The sequence below is a fragment of the Rhodococcus sp. BP-241 genome (assembly GCF_019836145.1).
Lineage (GTDB): Bacteria > Actinomycetota > Actinomycetes > Mycobacteriales > Mycobacteriaceae > Rhodococcoides.
Genome location: NZ_JABUEI010000007.1, coordinates 175,089 through 193,869, shown reverse-complemented (window position 1 = coordinate 193,869; position 18,781 = coordinate 175,089). Strand labels below are relative to the sequence as shown.

Below are 18,781 nucleotides of genomic sequence, written 5' to 3'. Positions count from 1 at the left end.
CCGCCGGGTCGGCGAATCAGGCTCCGCCGGGTCGGCGAATCAGGCTCCGCCGGACAGCTTCTCGCGCAGAGCGGCGAGCTGAGCGTCACTGGCGAGCGATCCGCCGGTGGACTCGGGAGCTGCTGCCGCCGGTGCACCCTGTGCGGACGGGGTACCGGTCTCCGAGGAGTAGCCGGCCGCTGCGTTGGCAGCTTCCTGCGCCTCGTCGGCTGCGGTCTTCTCCATCTGCGCGGTGTGCATCTTGTGGCGACGCTCCGCCTCGGCGTAGCGGCCTTCCCACTCCTCGCGCTGCTTGTCGAAGCCCTCGAGCCATTCGTTGGTCTCGGGATCGAAGCCCTCGGGGAAGACGTAGTTGCCCTGCTCGTCGTACGAGTCGGCCATGCCGTACTTGGACGGATCGAACTCGGCGCTGTAGTCCTCGTTGGCCTGCTTCAGCGACAGCGAGATGCGGCGACGCTCGAGGTCGATGTCGATGACCTTGACGAGCGCGTCGTCGCCCACGGTGACGACCTGGTCCGGGACCTCCACGTGGCGCTCGGCCAGCTCGGAGATGTGGACCAGGCCCTCGATGCCCTCTTCGACGCGCACGAACGCACCGAAGGGAACCAGCTTGGTGACCTTGCCCGGGACGATCTGACCGATCGCGTGGGTACGGGCGAACTGACGCCACGGGTCTTCCTGCGTCGCCTTGAGCGACAGGGAGACACGTTCGCGGTCCAGGTCGACGTCGAGAACCTCGACCGTGACCTCGGTGCCGACCTCGACGACCTCGGACGGGTGGTCGATGTGCTTCCAGGACAGCTCGGACACGTGGACCAGGCCGTCGACTCCGCCGAGATCGACGAACGCGCCGAAGTTGACGATGGAGGACACGACGCCCTTGCGGACCTGGCCCTTCTGGAGCTGGTGCAGGAACTCGCTGCGCACCTCGGACTGCGTCTGCTCGAGCCATGCACGGCGCGAGAGGACGACGTTGTTGCGGTTCTTGTCGAGCTCGATGATCTTGGCCTCGATCTCCTTGCCGACGTACGGCTGGAGATCGCGGACACGACGCATCTCGACGAGCGACGCGGGAAGGAAGCCACGGAGACCGATGTCGAGGATGAGTCCACCCTTGACGACCTCGATGACGGTGCCCTTGACGGCCTCGTCCTTCTCCTTGAGCTCCTCGATGGTGCCCCAGGCGCGCTCGTACTGTGCGCGCTTCTTCGACAGGATCAGACGACCCTCTTTGTCCTCCTTGGTGAGGACGAGAGCTTCGACCTCATCGCCCACGGAGACGACCTCGTTGGGGTCGACGTCGTGCTTGATGGAGAGCTCGCGAGAGGGGATGACGCCTTCGGTCTTGTAACCGATGTCGAGCAGGACCTCGTCACGGTCGACCTTGACGATCGTGCCCTCGACGATGTCGCCATCGTTGAAGTACTTGATCGTCGCGTCGATCGCGGCGAGAAAATCCTCGGCGGAGCCGATGTCGTTGACGGCTACCTGCGGCGAGGTGACGGTGGATGAGGCCATGTGGTGAGTTGCTCCGGACGGGTTGGGGTCGGTGGATGGATGTTCGGTCGGACAGACTCGTTCTTCCTGCGGACAGGACACGCGTGCTGCCGTATCTTGAGCGCTGGGAGACGAGACACGACGCAGTCCCCCCGGACACGTCACGGACCCTCGCCGACGAGCGGGAGTCCGACCACGTGCACGCGAAGACAGACATTCGCGTATCGAAGACTACTCGGTGCCCCGCGCACCGAGCAAACCCGGTTACCGTGTTGCGCGTGTCCACAGAAACCCCCGGCGATCTCGGTGTTCCGGCACGTCCGACCGGGTCCACGCCCGGCCACGCTCCCGCCGCCGGCGCGGCCCCCGCGGAGCCGCTGCCCGGTCGCCGCCGCGTCGACTCCCGATCCTCCGAGCGGGCGTCCCGGTCCTGGTGGGACCACGATTCCGACGAGTACCACCGCACCCACGGCGACTTCCTCGGCGTGACGAGCGAGGCCGGCGAGTTCGTGTGGTGCCCCGAGGGTCTGCACGAGGGCGACGTGCACCTGCTCGGTGACGTCGAGGGGCGCGACGTGCTCGAGATCGGATGCGGATCCGCACCCTGCTCGCGTTGGTTGGCCAGTCACGGTGCCCGCGCGACGGGCCTCGACATCTCGGCCGGGATGCTGGCGCACGGCGCTGCGGCGATCGCGGCCCGCGAGGCATCGTCCCCCGGCAGTCCGTCACCCGCGCTGATCCAGGCCTCCGCGGAGAACCTGCCGTTCGCCGACGCGTCCTTCGACGTGGTGTGCTCGGCCTTCGGCGCGATCCCGTTCGTCGCCGACTCCGCCGGAGTCATGCGTGAGGTCCGGCGCGTGTTGCGCCCCGGCGGACGGTGGGTGTTCTCGGTCAACCACCCGATGCGGTGGATCTTCCCGGACGATCCGGGCCCGGCTGGGCTGACCGCCACCATCCCCTACTTCGACCGCACGCCGTACGCCGAGTTCGATCCTGACGGCACCGCCACCTACGTCGAGCACCATCGCACGGTGGGCGACCGCGTTCGCGAGATCGTCGCCGCCGGGCTGACTCTGGTCGACATCGTCGAACCCGACTGGCCGGAGTGGCTCGATCGCGAGTGGGGTCAGTGGTCGCCGTTGCGTGGAGAGCTCTTCCCCGGCACCGCGATCTTCTGCTGCACCGCCTGACCTGTCAGAGACCACGCGCCACGTGGGCGTCGACCGTCTCGAGGAACTCGCTCGTGGACGCGAGTCCCCCGATGTCCGCGGTACCGACTCCCGAGGCGATGGTCGCCTCGACCGCCGCGCGGATCCGCTCACCCACCCGTGCGTGATCGGCGGGCCCGGGTCCCGCCGCGAGGTGCTCGAGCATCGCGGCCACCGACAGCAGCAGCGCCGTCGGGTTGGCGCGGTTGCGGCCCGCGATGTCGGGCGCCGCGCCGTGGGCGGCCTGAGCCATCACCTTGGTGTCCGAGGCGTTGATCGACGGTGCCGTCCCGAGCGACCCGGCCAACTCGCCGGTGAGGTCGGACAAAATGTCTCCGAACATGTTCTCGGCCACCAGGACGTCGAAGGTCTCCCCCGACCGCACGAGCTTCGCCGTGAGGGCGTCGATGTGCTCGTGGTCCACCTCGACGTCCGGGTGCCGCTCGGCCACCTCCATGCACACGTCCTTGAACAGCCCCGTCGTCAACCGCAACACGTTCGTCTTGTGCACCACGGTCACGTGACGCCGACGAGTCTCCGCGAGGGCGAACGCCTGCTCGGCGATGCGTTCGCACGCTCGACGGGTGAACACCGCCACGGCCAGGGCGACGTCGGGAGTGGGCATGAACTCCCCGGATCCGACGGCCATGTTGCGGTCGGCGTAGAAGCCCTCGGTGTTCTCCCGGACGACGACCAGGTCCATGTCCGGACTCGTCGCCCGCACGCCCGGCAACGCGCGTGCCGGCCGGATGTTCGCGTACAGATCGAACTCCTTGCGGATGCGACCACCCGGCGTCAGCTGCCCCCGCGTCTCCTCGGGGTAGGACGCGCTGTCGTGCGGTCCGAGGACCCAGGCGTCCAACTCTGCCAACGCGCTCAGGGTGCGCGGCGGTACCGCGTCGCCGAACTCGTCGAGTGCCGCACGACCGAAGGGCAGCTCCACCCACTCGACGGGAGTGGCACCCAGGGCCTGCACGGCCGCATCGACGATCTGTACGGTCCCGGGCACGATCTCGGTGCCGATGCCGTCGCCGTGCAGGACACCGATGCGGTGCGGTGCGCGGCGCGAACCGGCACCGGAGTCGTCGGACTGTGAGGCCCCGGGATGCGCTGCACTCGTCATGGCCGCCATCATTACCCATCATGGTGCAGTCGGTGGAACTCCTCCTGGACGAGCGCAGCGACGATGCGATCCGGCGCGAGTGGAACTACCTCGCCGAGCTGGGCCTGCCGAGTCAGGCTCGGCACGCGGGGGCGTCCAACCGTCCGCACGTCACCATCGCGGTCGCGTCGAGGATCGACGACGTCGCCGAGCGCCGGCTCGCCGCTCTGATCGCCGACGGACGAGACGCCGGGTCGTGGCGGTTCCCCGAGTCGGTACGCCTCGGCGGGTTGGTGGTCTTCGGCGGATCGCGGGCGGTCCTGGCCCGCTCCGTCGTGCCGACCGCGGCTCTCCTGGATCTGCACGCGCGGGTGTACGAGGCGCTCGCCGACTCGCCCGGCATTCCCCCGCATCTCGAACCCGGGCACTGGACTCCGCACGTGACCCTGGCGATGCGCGCGCGTCCCGAGGACATCGGTTCCGCAGCATCGCATCTCGTGACCGATCTTCAGGACGTCGACGCCGAGGTGTCGGCCGTCCGTCGCTGGGACGGCGACGCGAGAGCCGACTGGCTCATCGGGTGACAGGCGGCGCGGCCACCGAGGCGGCTCGGCGCCTCGTCGTGACCACCACCCCGACGATGATGAGCGCGGTACCGAGCACCGCGTTCGCGGTGACCGACTCGTCGAGCACGAGGGCGCCGAGCGCGATGCCGACGACGGGACTGAGGTACGTCACGGTCGACGCGGCGGACGGTCCCCATCCCGTCACGACGTTGGTGTTCCACAGGAAGGCCAGCCCGGTGCCGGCACAGCCGAGCGCGAGCATCGACGCGACGACGGGCACGTCGAGACGCACCGCGTCGCTCGCCACCACGGGTGCCGCGACCAGCATCATCATCGCGGCGAGACCGATCTGCATCGTCGCCACCGCCAACGACGGCACACCCAGCGGGATGACGAACCGGCGCAGGTACACCAGCGCGACACCGTAGGACGCGGTGGCGCCGAGGCACGCCAGCTGCGCACGCGGGCTGCCACTCAGACCGCTCTCCCACGGCGCGAACACCACGACGATGCCGGCGAAGCCGATCAGGAGGCCCGCGGCGCGCAGCAGAGTCGGCCGTTCGGCGGGAAGAACAGCGAAGGCCAGCACCGTCGTCATGAGCGGCGTCGTCGCGTTGACGATGGATGCCGTGGCCGAGTCGATCTCCTGCTCCGCCCACGCGAACAGCAGCCACGGGAGGATGCACTGCACCACCGCGAGGAACGTCGAGTGGAGCCACACGACTCCTCGCCGCGGGAGTCGAACATGCATGGGACGCAACAGGATCAGCAGTGTGGCCGCACCGAGGACGAGTCGCGCCAGCACCACCTGGACGAAGCTCAGCCCCTCGAGGCCCACCTTCATGAACAGGAAGCTCGCGCCCCACACCGCTGCGGTGGCCAGGAACTGCAGTACGAGCACGATCAGAAACGGTAGTCGCCGTGGCGGGTCACCTCGGCATGGGTGTCGGGTGTCCGATCCGCGAGTGCGAGGGCGGCGAGGACAGTGAGGAGGAGCAGGACTGTCGCGAGAACGAGGAAGAAGGTCATGCGAGAAATACTCCGCCGCAGCGGTTTCCACCAACAGTGGCAGTAATGACATATTTCGTCGTTTTCCTGCCATACTGGGCGACATGCTGACGAAGGTGGTCGTCCCGCTCCTGCCGTTGACCGAGGCGTTCGAACTGGGTGTCGCGTGCGAGGTCTTCGGATTCGACCGGTCGGACGACGGACTGCCGGTCTACGACTTCTCGCTGATCGCGGCCGTCCCCGACCCGATCCGCACTCGGTTCGGCTACTCCATCGACGTCCCGTACGACCTCGATCGACTCGACGACGCGGATCTGATCATCATGTCCGCGGGTGGTACCGCGACGGCGCCGGACGGCACGTTCGCCTGCGGCACCGGTGACGGCCACGACCTCGAACCGCTGGCCGAGAAGTTGCGCGCTGCCGTGGCAAGAGGCGCGCGCGTCGCAAGCCTGTGCACCGGCGCCTTCGTTCTCGGCGAGGCGGGACTGCTGGACGGACGTCGGTGCACGACCCACTGGCGCCATGCGGCGCGCCTGGCCGAGCGCTTTCCCGGCGCCACGGTCGACTCGAACGTGCTCTACGTCCAGGACGGCAACGTCTACACCAGCGCGGGAACCGCTGCCGGGATCGACCTGTGCCTGCACATCGTGCGGTCCACACAGGGCGCCGCGGTGGCCAACGGCATCGCACGACGCATGGTGGTGCCCCCGCACCGTGACGGCGGCCAGGCCCAGTACGTCGCGGTGCCCGTCCCCACCTGCGACTCGGACACCCTCGCCCCGCTCATCGACTGGATCGCCGAGAACCTGCGCGAGGACCTCACCGTGGACGTCCTGGCAGCACGCGTCTCGATGTCGCCCCGCACCTTCGCTCGCCGATTCCAGGCGGAGACGGGCACGACCCCGGCACGCTGGATCAGCGATCAGCGCGTTCTCGAGGCGCAGCGACTCCTCGAGTCCAGTGACCTGTCGGTGGACGCCGTCGCGGACACCGTGGGATTCGGTTCCGCGGCGGTGTTGCGCCAGCACTTCCTGCGGCTACGCCGCACCACACCGCAGTCCTACCGGCGCACCTTCCGGGCGGCGCCCGTCTCGGTCTGATCGAATTCGGGAATGACGGCGCGGGTCCGCCTGTTGACGGTGGACAGAACACCATGCCGGAGCCCACACGAGGTGGGTCGGCACTCACGACGAAAGGATCCTCGTGGCAACGCAGACCCTCACCCAGCAGAACTTCGACGAGACCGTCACCGGTAACGACGTCGTTCTGGTCGACTTCTGGGCCGACTGGTGCGGACCGTGCAAGCAGTTCGCCCCGACGTTCGAGAAGTCCTCGGAGCAGCACCCCGACGTCGTGTTCGGCAAGGTCGACACCGAGGCGGAGCAGGGACTCGCCGCCGCCGCGAACATCCGCTCGATTCCCACGCTCATGGCGTTCCGCGAGGGCGTCCTCGTCTTCGCGCAGCCCGGCGCACTTCCGCAGGCGGCGCTCGAGGACCTGGTCGGCCAGATCAAGGGCCTGGACATGGACGACGTCCGCAAGCAGATCGCGGAGCAGCAGGCCGCGGCCGAGTGACCACCGCGGGCTGACACCCGCACCACGACGGCGGGCGACGGAAGAGATTCCGTCGCCCGCCGTCGTCGTCGTGTGGTCGCCTCAGTGTGCGGCGTCGTCCCAGGTGCGACCCGTTCCCACGGAGACGTCGAGCGGCACCGACAGCTCGATGGCGTGCGCCATCTTGTCTCGGACCAACGCCTCGACCTCGGCGCGTTCGGACTCGACGACCTCGAGCACCAGTTCGTCGTGCACCTGGAGGAGCATCCGCGAGGTGAGCCCGGCCTCGACCAGTCCGAGCTGGACGTCGATCATCGCGACCTTGATGATGTCGGCCGCGGTGCCCTGGATGGGGGCGTTGAGGGCCGCGCGCTCGGCGACCTCGCGGCGCTGACGATTGTCGCTCGTCAGATCCGGCAGGTAGCGGCGACGTCCGTAGAGAGTCGAGGTGTAGCCGACCTTGCGCGCCGCCTCCACGACCTCGTGCAGATAGTCGCGCACCCCACCGAACCGGGAGAAGTACGCCTCCATCTGCTCCTTGGCCTCCTCGGTGGAGATCTTGAGCTGCTGGGAGAGGCCGTAGGCACTGAGCCCGTACGCCAGTCCGTACGACATCGCCTTGACCCGGCGGCGCAACTCCGGCGTCACCTCGTCGATGGGCACCCCGAAAGCGCGCGACCCGACGAAGCTGTGCAGATCCTCGCCGGTGTTGAAGGCCTCGATGAGCCCCTCGTCCTTGGAGACGTGCGCCATGATCCGCATCTCGATCTGGCTGTAGTCCGCCGTCATCAGCGAGTCGTAACCCTCGCCGACGACGAAGCCCTCCCTGATGCGACGGCCCGCGGACGTCTTGACCGGAATGTTCTGCAGGTTGGGCTCGGTGGAGGACAGCCGACCCGTCGCGGCGATGGTCTGGTTGAACGTGGTGTGGATGCGCCCGTCGTCGCTGACCGACTTGAGCAGACCGTCGACCGTCACCTTGAGCCGCGTGGCGTCCCGGTGATCGAGTAGGTGCCGGAGGAAGGGATGCTCGGTCTTCTCGAACATCGACTGCAGCGCTTCGGCATCGGTGGTGTAGCCGGTCTTGGTGCGCTTGGTCTTGGGCATGTCGAGCTCGTCGAACAGGACCACCTGCAACTGCTTGGGTGACCCGAGGTTGATCTGCTTGCCGATCACCGCATAGGCCGCCTCGGCGGCGACGCCCACCTCCCCGGCGAACTGGCTCTGCAGGTCGTGCAGATGATCGAGATCGATCGCGATACCGGTGTTCTCGACGGTGGCGAGCACGCCGAGCAGCGGCAGCTCCATGTCCCAGAGCAGCGGCGCGGACTCGATCTCGTCGAGCTCACGGTCCAGCGCGTCCGCGAGATCCAGCACCGCCTGCGCTCGCAGTATCTCCCCCTCGGCCACCGCTGCCTGCGTCTCGTCCTCGCTGTCGAGCAGGGACAGCTGGGCGTCGCCGGCGTCCTCGATGCGCAACTCGCGCTTGAGGTACCGCAGCGACAGGTCGTCGAGCGCGAAGCTCCGCTGCCCCGGTCGGACCAGGTAGGCCGCGAGTGCGGTGTCGCTGGTCAGCCCCGCGACGGGCCATCCGCGACCGCGCAGCGCATGCAACGCCCACTTGGCCTCGTGGAGAGCCTTGGGCCGCGACTCGTCCGCGAACCAGGCCGCGAGCGCCTGCTCGTCCTCGGCGGTGAGCCCGATGGTCTCGACGTAGGCGCCCTCCCCGTCCGCCGACGCGAACGCGACGGCCGACGCGTCACCGTCGAACGGGGACCGCGTCCCCACGACGGAGAGCCCGGTGCGGACACCGTCCTGCGTGTGCGCCTCGAGCCACTCGGCGAGCTCGCCCGGTTCGAGCGCGCGGCCCCGCACCTCGAAGCCCTCCTCCGCCTCCGGCTCGGTCGACGAGAGGGTGGCGAAGAGCCGATCGCGCAACACACGGAACTCGAGATCGTCGAACAGCGCGTGCACGCGCTCGCGGTCCCACGGCGCCAGCTGCAGCTGATCCGGTGTGTACGGCAGAGGGACGTCGCGCACCATCTCGGTGAGCTGGCGATTGAGGACGACGCTGGAGAGATTGGCGCGCAGCGCGTCGCCGACCTTGCCGCGCACGGTGTCGACCTTGTCGACCAGGTCCTCGAGGCTGCCGTACTCCCGGATCCACTTGGTGGCGGTCTTCTCCCCCACCCCCGGGATGCCGGGAAGATTGTCGCTGGGGTCTCCACGCAGCGCCGCGAAGTCCGGGTACTGGGCCGGGGTGAGTCCGTACTTGCTCTCGACCTCCGCCGGCGTGAACCGCGTCAGGTCGGAGACGCCCTTGCGCGGGTAGAGGACGGTCACCTGGTCGTTGACCAACTGCAGCGAGTCCCGGTCGCCGGTGACCACCAGCACCCGGTACCCCGCCGCGACCGCCTGCGTGGTGAGGGTGGCGATGATGTCGTCCGCCTCGAAGCCCGGCTCCGCCATCACCGGGATGCCCAGTGCTCCGAGGACGTCCTTGGTGATGTCGATCTGGCCCGCGAACTCGTCGGGCGTCTTGATGCGATTGGCCTTGTACTCCGGGAACTTGTCCGCCCGGAAGGTCTGACGAGAGACGTCGAAGGCCGCGCCGACGTGCGTGGGCGACTCGTCCCGCAGCAGATTGATGAGCATGGAGGTGAACCCGTACACCGCGTTGGTTGTCTGCCCGCTGGTGGTCTTGAAGTTCTCGGCGGGCAGGGCGTAGAAGGCGCGGTACGCCACCGAGTGACCGTCGATCAGCATCAGGAGGGGCGAGGACTCGGTTACTGGACTCACGCAGGTCAGTCTAGGGAGGCGTACCGACACGGGCGTGGTCGGCGGTCGACCGCATCGAAACAAGACTGAAACATCGAAGAAATCGAAGCGGCCGTTCTCGATACCCGGAGCCCGATAGAGTCCGACAATTGCAAGCAGAGCCGAGATTCCTCGGCGTTAGTCGACCGTCCGAGAGGACCCCCGTGCCCCCCTCGAGTCCTCGACGGCCCGGACGAACGACGGCCACCGCCGCCCTCGTCCGCGCGCTCGTCGTCGTACTCCTCGGCCTCATCGCCGCAGCCACCTTCGGTGGAACGGCCCTGGCCCAGGAACCCACTCCGTCCCCCACTCCGAGCTCGAGCTCCCCACCCGCGAGCGGCTCCGAGTCCGACTCCGCTCCACCCGCCGACGCGGTGAACGTCAGCGGCAGCCTGAACAACGCCGGTGAACGCCTCGTCGGCGTCGACGTCGTGGCCCTCGACTCCGGAGCGTCCGAGGTGGCTCGCACCACGTCGGAAACCGGTGGGCGATGGACACTTCCGGTCTCACCCGGCAGTTACACGTTCCGCGTCGACCCCGAGACCCTGCCCGACGGTGTCTCCGTGCAGGGCGACGTCGAGCGCACCGTGGAGGCAGGTCGCGCCAACACCGTCATCTTCAGTTTCGGTGAGGAACGCAGCGCCACGGTCGTCCCGTTCTACGAGAAGTTCCTGCGCACCACCATCGACGGGCTGCGCTTCGGACTGGTCATCGCGCTCGCCGCGATCGGTCTGAGCCTCATCTTCGGCACCACCGGGCTCACCAACTTCGCCCACGGCGAGTTGGTCACGCTCGGCGCCGTCGCGGCATGGGTCTTCAACCAGAAGCTCGGGATCCAGCTGATCCCGGCGACCGTCCTGGCGGTGATCGTCGGTGTGGCGGTCGGCTGGGCGAACAACGCCGGACTCTGGAGACCGCTGCGCAGACGCAAGACGGGCCTCATCGGCCAACTCGTCGTCTCGATCGGTCTCGCGATCGCCCTGCGGTACCTGATCCTCATCTTCTTCTCCGACCGCGCCGAGCCGTACAAGGACTACCAGGCGCAGGTGCAGCGTGAGTGGGGGCCGTTCGCCATCACCGACGTCAACCTCGCCTGCATCGTCATCAGCGTCGTGGTGCTCGTGCTCGTCGCGCTCATGCTGCAGAAGACCCGTATCGGCAAGGCCATGCGCGCCGTCGCCGACAACCGCGATCTCGCCGCGTCGTCCGGCATCAACGTCGAGCGCGTCGTGACCTTCGTCTGGTGCATGGGCGGCGGTCTCGCCGCTCTGGGCGGCGTGCTGTTCGGGCTCTCCGAGCTCGGCGGACGCGTCCAGTGGGAGATGGGCTTCAAGCTCCTCCTGCTCATGTTCGCCGGCATCACCCTCGGTGGCCTCGGTACGGCGTACGGCGCCCTGCTCGGCTGTGTCATCGTCGGTCTGCTGGTGCAGTGGTCGACGCTCGTGATCAACCCCGACCTCAAATACATCGGAGGATTGCTCGTCTTGATCGTCATCCTCATCGTCCGGCCGCAAGGCATCCTGGGCTCGCGGCAAAGGATCGGCTGACCATGGACATCATCGGAGCAATCCAGGTATCGCTGGCCCAGCTCGTCGGGCCCTCCGCGATCTTCTACGCACTTCTCGCCATCGGACTGAACCTGCACTTCGGCTACGCAGGACTGCTCAACTTCGGTCAGATCGGCTTCGCCCTGCTGGGCGGATACGGCGTCGGCATCATGACCATCACGTACGAACAGCCGCTGTGGCTCGGCATCCTCGTCGGACTCGCGGCAGCCGGTCTCCTCGCGCTCGTGCTCGGTATCCCCACCCTGCGCCTGCGGGCGGACTATCTCGCCATCGTCACCATCGCGGCGTCGGAGATCCTGCGACTGGTCTTCCGGTCCACCGCGTCGAACGGTGTCACCGGATCGACCAACGGCCTCTTCGGTTTCGCCGATCCGTTCACCAACCTCAGCCCGTTCGACTCGGGCAAGCAGTACTCGTTCGTCGGCGTGAAGTTCTACGGCGACGACCTGTGGGCGATGGTGGTCGGATGGTCACTGGTGCTGATCCTGTGCGGACTCGTGTACCTGCTCACGCACAGCCCCTGGGGACGCGTCCTCAAGGCGGTGCGCGAGGACGAGGACGCCGCCCGCTCGCTGGGCAAGAACGTCTTCGTCTACAAGATGCAGGCCCTCGTCCTCGGTGGCGTCATCGGCGGTATGGGCGGCGTGTTCAACGCTCTGCAGACCAAGTCGATCAACCCGGACTTCTACTCGACGGCGCAGACCTTCTTCGCCTTCGGCGCACTGATCCTCGGCGGTGCGGCCACGGTCTTCGGTCCGGTCGTCGGAGCCATGCTCTTCTGGTTCTTCCTGTCGATCCCCGACGTGCTGCTGCGTCAGGCCGCCGCCGGCGACGACCCGCTCATTCCGATGACCGAACAGCAGGTCGGCGCCACACGATTCGTCCTCCTCGGCATCCTCATCGCGGTGCTGATGATCTTCCGCCCGCAGGGACTGCTGGGCAACAAGCGGGAGGTACAGCTCGATGCCAAGTAACACCATCGCGGCACGCAAGCCGCTCAGCGCCGAGGTGCGCGCGGCGTTGTTCGCCGACGTCGCGAACACCCCCGGCGTCGCCAAGCCCGACCCGACCATGGTGGTCGACGGCGTGTCCCGGACCTTCGGTGGCCTCAAGGCCGTCGACGTGGCACACCTCGAGATCCAGCGTGGCTGCATCACCGGCCTGATCGGCCCGAACGGCGCCGGCAAGACGACCTTGTTCAACCTGCTCACCGGGTTCGACCAGCCGGACACCGGGTCCTGGTCGATGGACGGCAAGTCGCTGGGCAGGATGACGCCGCACCAGGTGGCGCGCCACGGTGTGGTGCGCACGTTCCAGCTGACGAAGGCACTGTCGAAGCTGACCGTGCTGGACAACGTCCGGCTCGGTGCCACGGGACAGAAGGGTGAGCGGATCTTCAACACGCTCATGCCGTGGACGTGGAAGGCGCAGGAGCGGGAGGTGACCGAGCGTGCGCGGGAACTGCTCGCGCGATTCAAACTCGACGCGAAGTCCGAGGACCTCGCGGGATCCCTCTCCGGCGGACAGCGCAAGCTGCTCGAGATGGCGCGAGCGCTCATGACCGATCCCGCCGTCGTCATGCTCGACGAGCCCATGGCCGGCGTCAATCCCGCACTGACGCAGAGCCTTCTGGGCCACATCAAGTCGCTGCGCGACGACGGCATGACCGTCGTCTTCGTCGAGCACGACATGGACGTCATCCGCGACATCAGTGACTGGGTCGTGGTCATGGCTCAGGGCAGCGTCATCGCCGAGTCCGCGCCCGCGCAGCTGGCGGACAACGAGGCCGTCGTCGACGCGTACCTGGGAAGCCACCACGATCAGGCGCTCGAGTTCGACGCCGACGGAAATCCTGTGGGCGCCACGGCAGAACTGGCTGAGGCGCTCGAGCAGGCCGAGGTCGAGACACTCGAGTCGGGCGGAGATCTCTCCGCGGCCGAACCCGAGATCGGGACGGACAAGAGGACCACGACATGACCGAATCCGGAGCGACCACATCCGGGGGAACCGGGCTCACCGCAGCAGAATTCGCGGCGACACCGGACGAACACCGCCGCCTGGCCACCGACGCGCTCGTGCGTGCCGACGATCTGGTGGCCGGATACATCCCCGGCGTGAACATCCTGAAGGACTGCAACTTCTATCTGAACGACGGCGAGATCGTCGGCATCATCGGCCCCAACGGTGCCGGCAAGTCGACGTTGCTCAAGGCACTCTTCGGTCTCATCCCGATCCGCAGCGGATCCGTCACGCTGCGCGGCGACACCATCACCTCCGCCGAGGCACACGTGCTCGTGACGAAGGGCGTCGGTTACGTTCCGCAGACCCAGAACGTGTTTCCCTCGCTCACCATCGAGGAGAACCTCGAGATGGGGATCTACCTGCGGCCGAAGAAGTTCCAGGAACGGTTCGACTTCGTGAGCGAGCTCTTCCCGCTGCTGTCGGAGCGTCGCAAGATCAAGGCGGGCGCACTGTCCGGTGGCGAGCGGCAGATGGTCGCCATGGGCCGCGCGCTGATGATGGAACCGTCCGTGCTGCTGCTCGACGAGCCGTCGGCCGGACTGTCTCCGATGTTCCAGGACGAGGTCTTCATCCGCTGCAAGAAGATCAACGCGGCAGGCGTCTCCATCATCATGGTGGAGCAGAATGCTCGCCGGTGCCTCCAGATCTGTGACCGCGGCTACGTGCTGGATCAGGGCAAGAATGCGTACACCGACACCGGCACGAACCTGATGAACGACCCCAAGGTCATCGAGCTGTACCTCGGCACGTTGGCGGGGAGCAAAGAGAAGAAGTAGTACCCGCGCACACCGACAGGGGCGCTCCGAGTTCGCTCGGGGCGCCCTTCTCGCTGTCTGCGGCCCCTCACCCTCGGCGAGTACGTCCGAAGTGCCGTGCAACGAGCCGTATTCACAGCACTGTCGACGTACTCGCGGGAGGAGCAGCCGAGCCTCACGACAGCAGAACGGGCCCGACTCCAGTGGAGTCGGGCCCGTTCCGGGCTACTGCAGATCAGCCGCCGACGACGATATAGTCCTCGGTGGTGAGCTTGTTGTCCGGTCCGAAGACCAGCTTGCCGTACGAGCCGACGGACGGCTCGCCGCCGTCGGTGAACGCGAGCTCACCGGTGACACCGTCGTAGTCGATGTCGGTTCCGGCCTTCACCAGCGGCAGGCACTCCTGGAACGTGGTGCACTTCGTTCCGTCCTTGGTGACGGAGTTGATGTTCGCCGCGATGTCGACACCCGCGGTGGACTTCGCCTGCTCCGCGGCCAGGGCGGAGATCACGACGGCGTCGTAGGACTCACCGGCGTAGTTGAAGTCGACCAGAGCCGGGTTGACGGCCTTGAGACGGTCCTGGAAACCGGCGCCCACGTCGGTGAGCGGCGTGGTGCCACGCATGGTGTCGAGCAGGCCGGGTCCGACCGACTCGCCGAGGGCGTTGCCCATGTTGCCGTCGACGCCGTAGACGGCGGTGCCGTCCGACGGTCCGATGCCGATCTCGTGCATACGGGTGATGATCTTCGCCGACTCCTCGAAGCCGATGATGGCGACGGCGTCCGGGTTGAAGTTCTTCACCTGGTCCACCTCGGCGTTGAACGACTGCGCGTTGGGGTCGTAGATGATCTTCTGGATCTGGTCGGACGCGATGCCGGCGTCCTCGAGGTTGGTGACAGTGTTGCTCGCCAGGCCCGTACCGTACGGGTCGTTGAGCGCGAGGATGGAGACGCGCTGGCCGCCGTCCTCGGCGATGAGCTGCGAGAGCGCCTGTGCCTGAAGCACATCGGTCGGTGCCGTGCGGAAGTACTGGCCCTTGTCCGCGTAGCAGACGAACTGGTCGGAGGTGTTGGCCGGCGAGATCTGCACGACGCCGGCGCTGGCGATCTTGTCGATGACCTTGAGGGACACCGAGGACGACGCTGCACCCAGGATGACACTGACGCCGGCCGCGAGCTCGCGGTCGACGGTGCTGTTCGCGGTGTCCGTGGTGGTGTCGCCCGAGTCGCCGGGGATGAGCTCCATCGGCTGGTCGAGAACGCCACCGGCGCCGTTGACGTCGTTGACGGCGAGCTGCACGCCGGCGACCTCGGGCGGGCCGAGGAAGGCGAGGCTACCGGTCTCGGGAAGCAGTGTGCCGAGCTTGAGCGGAGTGGTCACCGGCGTCGCGCCGGCAGTTGCCTGCTCGGGTGTGCAGTCGGTGTCCACGGTGGCCTCCGCAGCTGCGGAAGAGCCGCCGGCAGCGCTGGTTTCGCTGCCGGAACTCGAATCGTCGCTCGAGGAACAGCCGAACAGGGCGAGCGAAGCGACGCTCACCACCGCAGCCGTCCGAACGATGGTTCGTCTTGCCATCTGTCGTCTCCTAGAAATATGTGCGTCACGCACCCGATACCGTGACGCTCGTGAAGGAGAACCTATCGCTCCCCGACGGTTCGCGACCCGTGGAACAAGCCCTGTGACCTTACTGTGACGTCTACGCAGCCAGTTTTAACGCGGCCGTAGCCTGGCACAGTCTTCGAGGCCGGATCACGGCACTCGGTGTCACGCGACGGGGGCGTCTCCGAGCGTCTCGATGACGACGGAGGCGACCGCTTTCATGGTGGTGCGGCGGTCCATCGCGGCCCGCTGGATCCACGTGAAGGCCTCCGGCTCGGAGAGCGACTGGGACGTCATCAGCAGACCCTTAGCGCGCTCGATGAGTTTGCGCGTGTCGAGGCGGTCGTGGAGATCCGCGATCTCGGTCTCCAGCGCGGAGATCTCGGTGAACCGGCTGGCGGCCAGTTCCACGGCGGGCACCAGGTCCGCCTTCGTGAAGGGCTTCACCAGATACGCCATGGCGCCGGCGTCGCGGGCCCTCTCGACGAGTTCGCGCTGGCTGAAGGCCGTCAGGATCACGACCGGAGCCAACCGAGCCGCGGCGATCTCGGAGGCCGCGTCGATACCGTCTCGACGCGGCATCTTCACGTCCATGATCACCAGATCCGGAACCAGGGCGCGGACGAGGTCCACCGCTTCCTGACCGTCCGCGGCCTCCCCGACGACGTCGTACCCCTCCTCGCGCAACATCTCCACGAGGTCCAGCCGAATGAGTGACTCGTCCTCCGCGACCACCACACGACGTGGCTGCGACGGTGCCGGTGTGTTCACGCTGACTCGCCCTCCCTCGATGCACTCTCCCCTGCGGCGGCCCCGTTCTCGACGCTGCGCCCGGGCCGTCGTCAGGGTACCGGTGCACCGCATCCGGCACCGATCTTCTACACTCGGTGACCGCACCAGCTCGCCCCGCGAGCGGTTCGCCCTCGTATCCCAATTGGCAGAGGAAACGGATTCAAAACCCGTGCAGTGTGAGTTCGAGTCTCACCGAGGGCACCAGTACATCTCCCCCGCAGCCGCTCAGGCCATCGATCGAACGTCCAGCGAGAGCGCGAATCCCGGACCGGCCGCCCCCGTCGTCAGGCGCAGCACGTGGCGCCCCACCCGTCGGCATGCGAAGGAGATCGGGAACGCCACAGCCTGCTGTTCCCCCTCGAGGTGACCGGCGACGGGCAGTTCGAACACGTGCAGAGGCTCGTCCTCGCCGTCCGTGATCTCCACCCGTACCCGCTCACCCGACACGTCGTCGGGGCCACGCTGCAGCAGGACCACCAGGTAGGCCTCGACGGGCTGCGCGAGGGACGGGACCACACACCAGTCCCAGATGCCGCCGAGCACGTCGAGCTTCTGGTCCGACTGGCGCGCGTAGTCGGCGAAGAAGGCACTCGTGACGATCATCGGACGACCCCGGCGGTGGGCACCGTGATCTGATGGGACGACAGAACCGCCGCATCATCGAAAGGCTCCGTCGTGTCCGTTCTGCTCTCCGCCGCCGTCGTCGCGGCGGGTGTCGGTTCCGCTGCGGTGGCCGGCGTCCTGCTGGCCTTCTCCATCGCCGTGATGCCGGCGCTGGGCGTACAGCCCGCGTCCGCCGCCACGGCGGTGATGACGCGCGTGAACGTGGTCATCGTCGCTCCCGTCTTCATGGTCCTGCTGTTCGGTACCGCGGCGGCATCGGTCCTCGCCGCCGTCACCGCGTTCCTCGAGCCTGGCACACCCGCCGTTCTCGTCGCAGCGGCGGCGGCGCTCTACGTCGCGGGCTGCCTCGGCGTGACCGTCGCCGTCAACGTGCCGCTCAACGATCGGCTCGCTGCCGCGGAGGACGTGTGGCCCGAGTACCTCACTCGGTGGACCCGGTGGAACCACGTCCGCGTGGTCGCAGGACTGGGTGCGTCGGTGCTGTTCGTCGTCGCCGGTGTCGCAGCATGACGGTGGTGCACGGCTTCGCCCCGCTCGTCGGCGACTCGCCGCACACGCTGGTGCTCGGTTCCATGCCGGGGGTCGCGTCGCTGACAGCCGAGCAGTACTACGCCCATCCGCGGAATGCGTTCTGGCCCATCATGACTCACATCTTCCACCTACCCGGGGATGTCGGTTACGCGGAGCGCGTGCGCGCACTCACGGCCGCGGGCGTCGCGGTGTGGGACGTTCTCGAACTGTGCACTCGCGAGGGCAGTCTCGACTCGGCCATCGAGAGCGACACGGTGGTGCCGAACGACATCGACGCGCTGCTCACGGCCCACCCCACCCTGGACCGCATCGTGTTCAACGGCGCCGCGGCGGCGCGGCTGTTCGCTCGCCACGTGGCGCTGTCCCGGCCCGTCGAGACGTTCCGGCTGCCGTCCACCAGCCCTGCCCATGCCGCCCTGAGCACGGCGGCGAAGGTCGACGCCTGGCGCATCGTCGCGAGGGACGACCGGTGACCGCGACGGCCTCGAGTCTGCGCTTCGCGCTCCTCGTCACCGCCGCGAGCGGGTTCCTCGATGCCTACACCTACGTCAGCCGAGGCGGCGTCTTCGCCAACGCGCAGACGGGCAACGTCATCTTCCTGGCGATCGAGGTGTCGCGGACGCACTGGCGGGACGCGGCCCAACACCTGTGGCCGATCCTCGCGTTCGTGGTCGGTGTCTCGATCGCCAACGTCATCAAGACGGGACGGGCCGAACGCCGAGTGCACCGGCCGATCCGGTGGTCCATCGCGGCGCAGGCAGCCATCCTCGCCGTGGTGGGCTTCGTACCCGCCACGGTGCCGAATGCGCTGGTCACCGTGCCGATCTCGTTCATCGCCGCGCTGCAGATCGCCCTGTTCCGGAACATCGGCGATCTCAACTACATCGCGATCGCGATGACCGGAAATCTGATGCGCGTGACCGAGGCCGGCTTCGCTGCGATCGTCGACCGCGACTCCGCCGGCCGACGGGCGTTCGGTGTCTACAGCGCCGTGATCGCCGTGTTCGTCCTCGGCGCACTGGCCGGCGCCGCCGCGACCGGGTCCGTCGGCGTCCGCGCCGCGTGGATACCGGCCGCAGTGTTGGCGGCGACGCTCGCGATCTTCGTCATCGACGAGCGCACGCCCTGAACACCCCG

General features: G+C 67.8%; 19 protein-coding genes and 1 tRNA gene. 12 read left to right on the top strand and 8 right to left on the bottom strand.

Going from position 1 to position 18,781, the window contains the following annotated elements:
* Positions 1–39: 39 nt before the first annotated feature.
* The gene (rpsA, locus tag HQ308_RS15850) at positions 40–1,518 is read right to left on the bottom strand and encodes a 30S ribosomal protein S1 (RefSeq protein WP_027506761.1); all 1,479 of its coding nucleotides are present in this window, start codon (positions 1,516–1,518) and stop codon (positions 40–42) included.
* A gap of 356 nt (positions 1,519–1,874) precedes the next feature.
* On the opposite strand from rpsA, the gene HQ308_RS15845 reads away from it, so the two are divergent.
* Complete coding sequence (locus HQ308_RS15845; protein WP_222647130.1) at positions 1,875–2,687, top strand: class I SAM-dependent methyltransferase; 813 nt, start codon at positions 1,875–1,877, stop codon at positions 2,685–2,687.
* A gap of 4 nt (positions 2,688–2,691) precedes the next feature.
* On the opposite strand, the gene HQ308_RS15840 is transcribed toward HQ308_RS15845, so the two are convergent.
* On the bottom strand, positions 2,692–3,828 hold the full coding sequence (locus HQ308_RS15840; RefSeq protein WP_222647077.1) for an isocitrate/isopropylmalate dehydrogenase family protein: 1,137 nt from the start codon (positions 3,826–3,828) through the stop codon (positions 2,692–2,694).
* Between the two features lie 20 nt (positions 3,829–3,848).
* Here HQ308_RS15840 and HQ308_RS15835 point away from each other — a divergent pair, with 20 nt between their 5' ends.
* A complete protein-coding gene (locus HQ308_RS15835; protein WP_027506763.1) occupies positions 3,849–4,391 on the top strand; it encodes a 2'-5' RNA ligase family protein in 543 nt (180 codons plus the stop codon).
* Here HQ308_RS15835 and HQ308_RS15830 read toward each other — a convergent pair.
* Entirely contained in the window at positions 4,381–5,274 is an 894-nt protein-coding gene (locus tag HQ308_RS15830) for a DMT family transporter (protein WP_268788575.1), read from the bottom strand. The genes HQ308_RS15835 and HQ308_RS15830 overlap by 11 nt on opposite strands.
* A gap of 2 nt (positions 5,275–5,276) precedes the next feature.
* Positions 5,277–5,402 carry a hypothetical protein gene (locus HQ308_RS22675; RefSeq protein ID WP_261769712.1) on the bottom strand — a complete coding sequence of 42 codons (126 nt, stop codon included), beginning with the start codon at positions 5,400–5,402 and terminating at the stop codon, positions 5,277–5,279.
* Positions 5,403–5,485: 83 nt separating this feature from the next.
* Here HQ308_RS22675 and HQ308_RS15825 point away from each other — a divergent pair, with 83 nt between their 5' ends.
* Positions 5,486–6,484 carry a GlxA family transcriptional regulator gene (locus HQ308_RS15825; RefSeq protein WP_027506765.1) on the top strand — a complete coding sequence of 333 codons (999 nt, stop codon included), beginning with the start codon at positions 5,486–5,488 and terminating at the stop codon, positions 6,482–6,484.
* A 103-nt stretch (positions 6,485–6,587) separates the two neighbouring features.
* Positions 6,588–6,959 (top strand): thioredoxin, encoded by a 372-nt coding sequence (gene trxA / locus HQ308_RS15820; protein WP_027506766.1) that lies wholly within the window; start codon positions 6,588–6,590, stop codon positions 6,957–6,959.
* A gap of 81 nt (positions 6,960–7,040) precedes the next feature.
* Here the strand turns inward: trxA and polA are convergent, their stop codons facing one another.
* Positions 7,041–9,704: a DNA polymerase I gene (gene polA / locus HQ308_RS15815; RefSeq protein WP_222647128.1), complete on the bottom strand. Its 2,664-nt coding sequence runs from the start codon at positions 9,702–9,704 to the stop codon at positions 7,041–7,043.
* Positions 9,705–9,919: 215 nt separating this feature from the next.
* On the opposite strand from polA, the gene HQ308_RS15810 reads away from it, so the two are divergent.
* The 4 genes from HQ308_RS15810 to HQ308_RS15795 are packed head-to-tail and all read left to right on the top strand — an operon-like array spanning position 9,920 to position 14,121.
* Positions 9,920–11,302 carry a branched-chain amino acid ABC transporter permease gene (locus tag HQ308_RS15810; protein WP_222647076.1) on the top strand — a complete coding sequence of 461 codons (1,383 nt, stop codon included), beginning with the start codon at positions 9,920–9,922 and terminating at the stop codon, positions 11,300–11,302.
* Positions 11,303–11,304: 2 nt separating this feature from the next.
* Positions 11,305–12,297: a branched-chain amino acid ABC transporter permease gene (locus HQ308_RS15805; RefSeq protein WP_027506769.1), complete on the top strand. Its 993-nt coding sequence runs from the start codon at positions 11,305–11,307 to the stop codon at positions 12,295–12,297.
* The gene (locus HQ308_RS15800; protein ID WP_027506770.1) at positions 12,287–13,300 is read left to right on the top strand and encodes an ABC transporter ATP-binding protein; all 1,014 of its coding nucleotides are present in this window, start codon (positions 12,287–12,289) and stop codon (positions 13,298–13,300) included. The genes HQ308_RS15805 and HQ308_RS15800 overlap by 11 nt, the downstream gene beginning before the upstream one ends.
* Positions 13,297–14,121 carry an ABC transporter ATP-binding protein gene (locus tag HQ308_RS15795; protein WP_027506771.1) on the top strand — a complete coding sequence of 275 codons (825 nt, stop codon included), beginning with the start codon at positions 13,297–13,299 and terminating at the stop codon, positions 14,119–14,121. Before HQ308_RS15800 ends, HQ308_RS15795 begins: the two co-directional genes overlap by 4 nt.
* 214 nt (positions 14,122–14,335) lie before the next feature.
* On the opposite strand, the gene HQ308_RS15790 is transcribed toward HQ308_RS15795, so the two are convergent.
* Both HQ308_RS15790 and HQ308_RS15785 read right to left on the bottom strand, forming a co-directional pair.
* Positions 14,336–15,673, bottom strand: coding sequence for an ABC transporter substrate-binding protein (locus HQ308_RS15790; RefSeq protein WP_027506772.1), 1,338 nt, complete (start codon positions 15,671–15,673; stop codon positions 14,336–14,338).
* 189 nt (positions 15,674–15,862) lie between these two features.
* Positions 15,863–16,468 carry an ANTAR domain-containing response regulator gene (locus tag HQ308_RS15785; protein WP_027506773.1) on the bottom strand — a complete coding sequence of 202 codons (606 nt, stop codon included), beginning with the start codon at positions 16,466–16,468 and terminating at the stop codon, positions 15,863–15,865.
* Positions 16,469–16,616: 148 nt separating this feature from the next.
* Here HQ308_RS15785 and HQ308_RS15780 point away from each other — a divergent pair.
* Positions 16,617–16,693, top strand: a tRNA-Leu gene (locus tag HQ308_RS15780).
* A gap of 21 nt (positions 16,694–16,714) precedes the next feature.
* On the opposite strand, the gene HQ308_RS15775 is transcribed toward HQ308_RS15780, so the two are convergent.
* Complete coding sequence (locus HQ308_RS15775; protein WP_222647073.1) at positions 16,715–17,092, bottom strand: hypothetical protein; 378 nt, start codon at positions 17,090–17,092, stop codon at positions 16,715–16,717.
* Positions 17,093–17,164: 72 nt separating this feature from the next.
* Here HQ308_RS15775 and HQ308_RS15770 point away from each other — a divergent pair, with 72 nt between their 5' ends.
* From HQ308_RS15770 to HQ308_RS15760, 3 genes are read left to right on the top strand one after another with little or no spacing between them, the layout of a single operon-like run.
* Positions 17,165–17,623, top strand: a complete 459-nt coding sequence (locus HQ308_RS15770; protein ID WP_037186651.1) for an anthrone oxygenase family protein — start codon at positions 17,165–17,167, stop codon at positions 17,621–17,623.
* Positions 17,620–18,117 carry a DNA-deoxyinosine glycosylase gene (locus HQ308_RS15765; protein ID WP_222647072.1) on the top strand — a complete coding sequence of 166 codons (498 nt, stop codon included), beginning with the start codon at positions 17,620–17,622 and terminating at the stop codon, positions 18,115–18,117. Before HQ308_RS15770 ends, HQ308_RS15765 begins: the two co-directional genes overlap by 4 nt.
* Positions 18,114–18,773, top strand: coding sequence for a YoaK family protein (locus tag HQ308_RS15760; RefSeq protein WP_056447941.1), 660 nt, complete (start codon positions 18,114–18,116; stop codon positions 18,771–18,773). The genes HQ308_RS15765 and HQ308_RS15760 overlap by 4 nt, the downstream gene beginning before the upstream one ends.
* Positions 18,774–18,781: the final 8 nt, after the last annotated feature.

Excerpts from the sequence above, each read along its gene's own strand:
- rpsA (WP_027506761.1), bottom strand. The coding sequence starts at position 1,518 with ATGGCCTCATCCACCGTCACCTCGCCGCAGGTAGCCGTCAACGACATC.
- HQ308_RS15840 (WP_222647077.1), bottom strand. The coding sequence starts at position 3,828 with ATGACGAGTGCAGCGCATCCCGGGGCCTCACAGTCCGACGACTCCGGT.
- HQ308_RS15835 (WP_027506763.1), top strand. The coding sequence starts at position 3,849 with ATGGTGCAGTCGGTGGAACTCCTCCTGGACGAGCGCAGCGACGATGCG.
- HQ308_RS22675 (WP_261769712.1), bottom strand. The coding sequence starts at position 5,402 with ATGACCTTCTTCCTCGTTCTCGCGACAGTCCTGCTCCTCCTCACTGTC.
- HQ308_RS15825 (WP_027506765.1), top strand. The coding sequence starts at position 5,486 with ATGCTGACGAAGGTGGTCGTCCCGCTCCTGCCGTTGACCGAGGCGTTC.
- polA (WP_222647128.1), bottom strand. The coding sequence starts at position 9,704 with ATGCTGATCGACGGTCACTCGGTGGCGTACCGCGCCTTCTACGCCCTG.
- HQ308_RS15805 (WP_027506769.1), top strand. The coding sequence starts at position 11,305 with ATGGACATCATCGGAGCAATCCAGGTATCGCTGGCCCAGCTCGTCGGG.
- HQ308_RS15800 (WP_027506770.1), top strand. The coding sequence starts at position 12,287 with ATGCCAAGTAACACCATCGCGGCACGCAAGCCGCTCAGCGCCGAGGTG.
- HQ308_RS15795 (WP_027506771.1), top strand. The coding sequence starts at position 13,297 with ATGACCGAATCCGGAGCGACCACATCCGGGGGAACCGGGCTCACCGCA.
- HQ308_RS15790 (WP_027506772.1), bottom strand. The coding sequence starts at position 15,673 with ATGGCAAGACGAACCATCGTTCGGACGGCTGCGGTGGTGAGCGTCGCT.
- HQ308_RS15775 (WP_222647073.1), bottom strand. The coding sequence starts at position 17,092 with ATGATCGTCACGAGTGCCTTCTTCGCCGACTACGCGCGCCAGTCGGAC.
- HQ308_RS15765 (WP_222647072.1), top strand. The coding sequence starts at position 17,620 with ATGACGGTGGTGCACGGCTTCGCCCCGCTCGTCGGCGACTCGCCGCAC.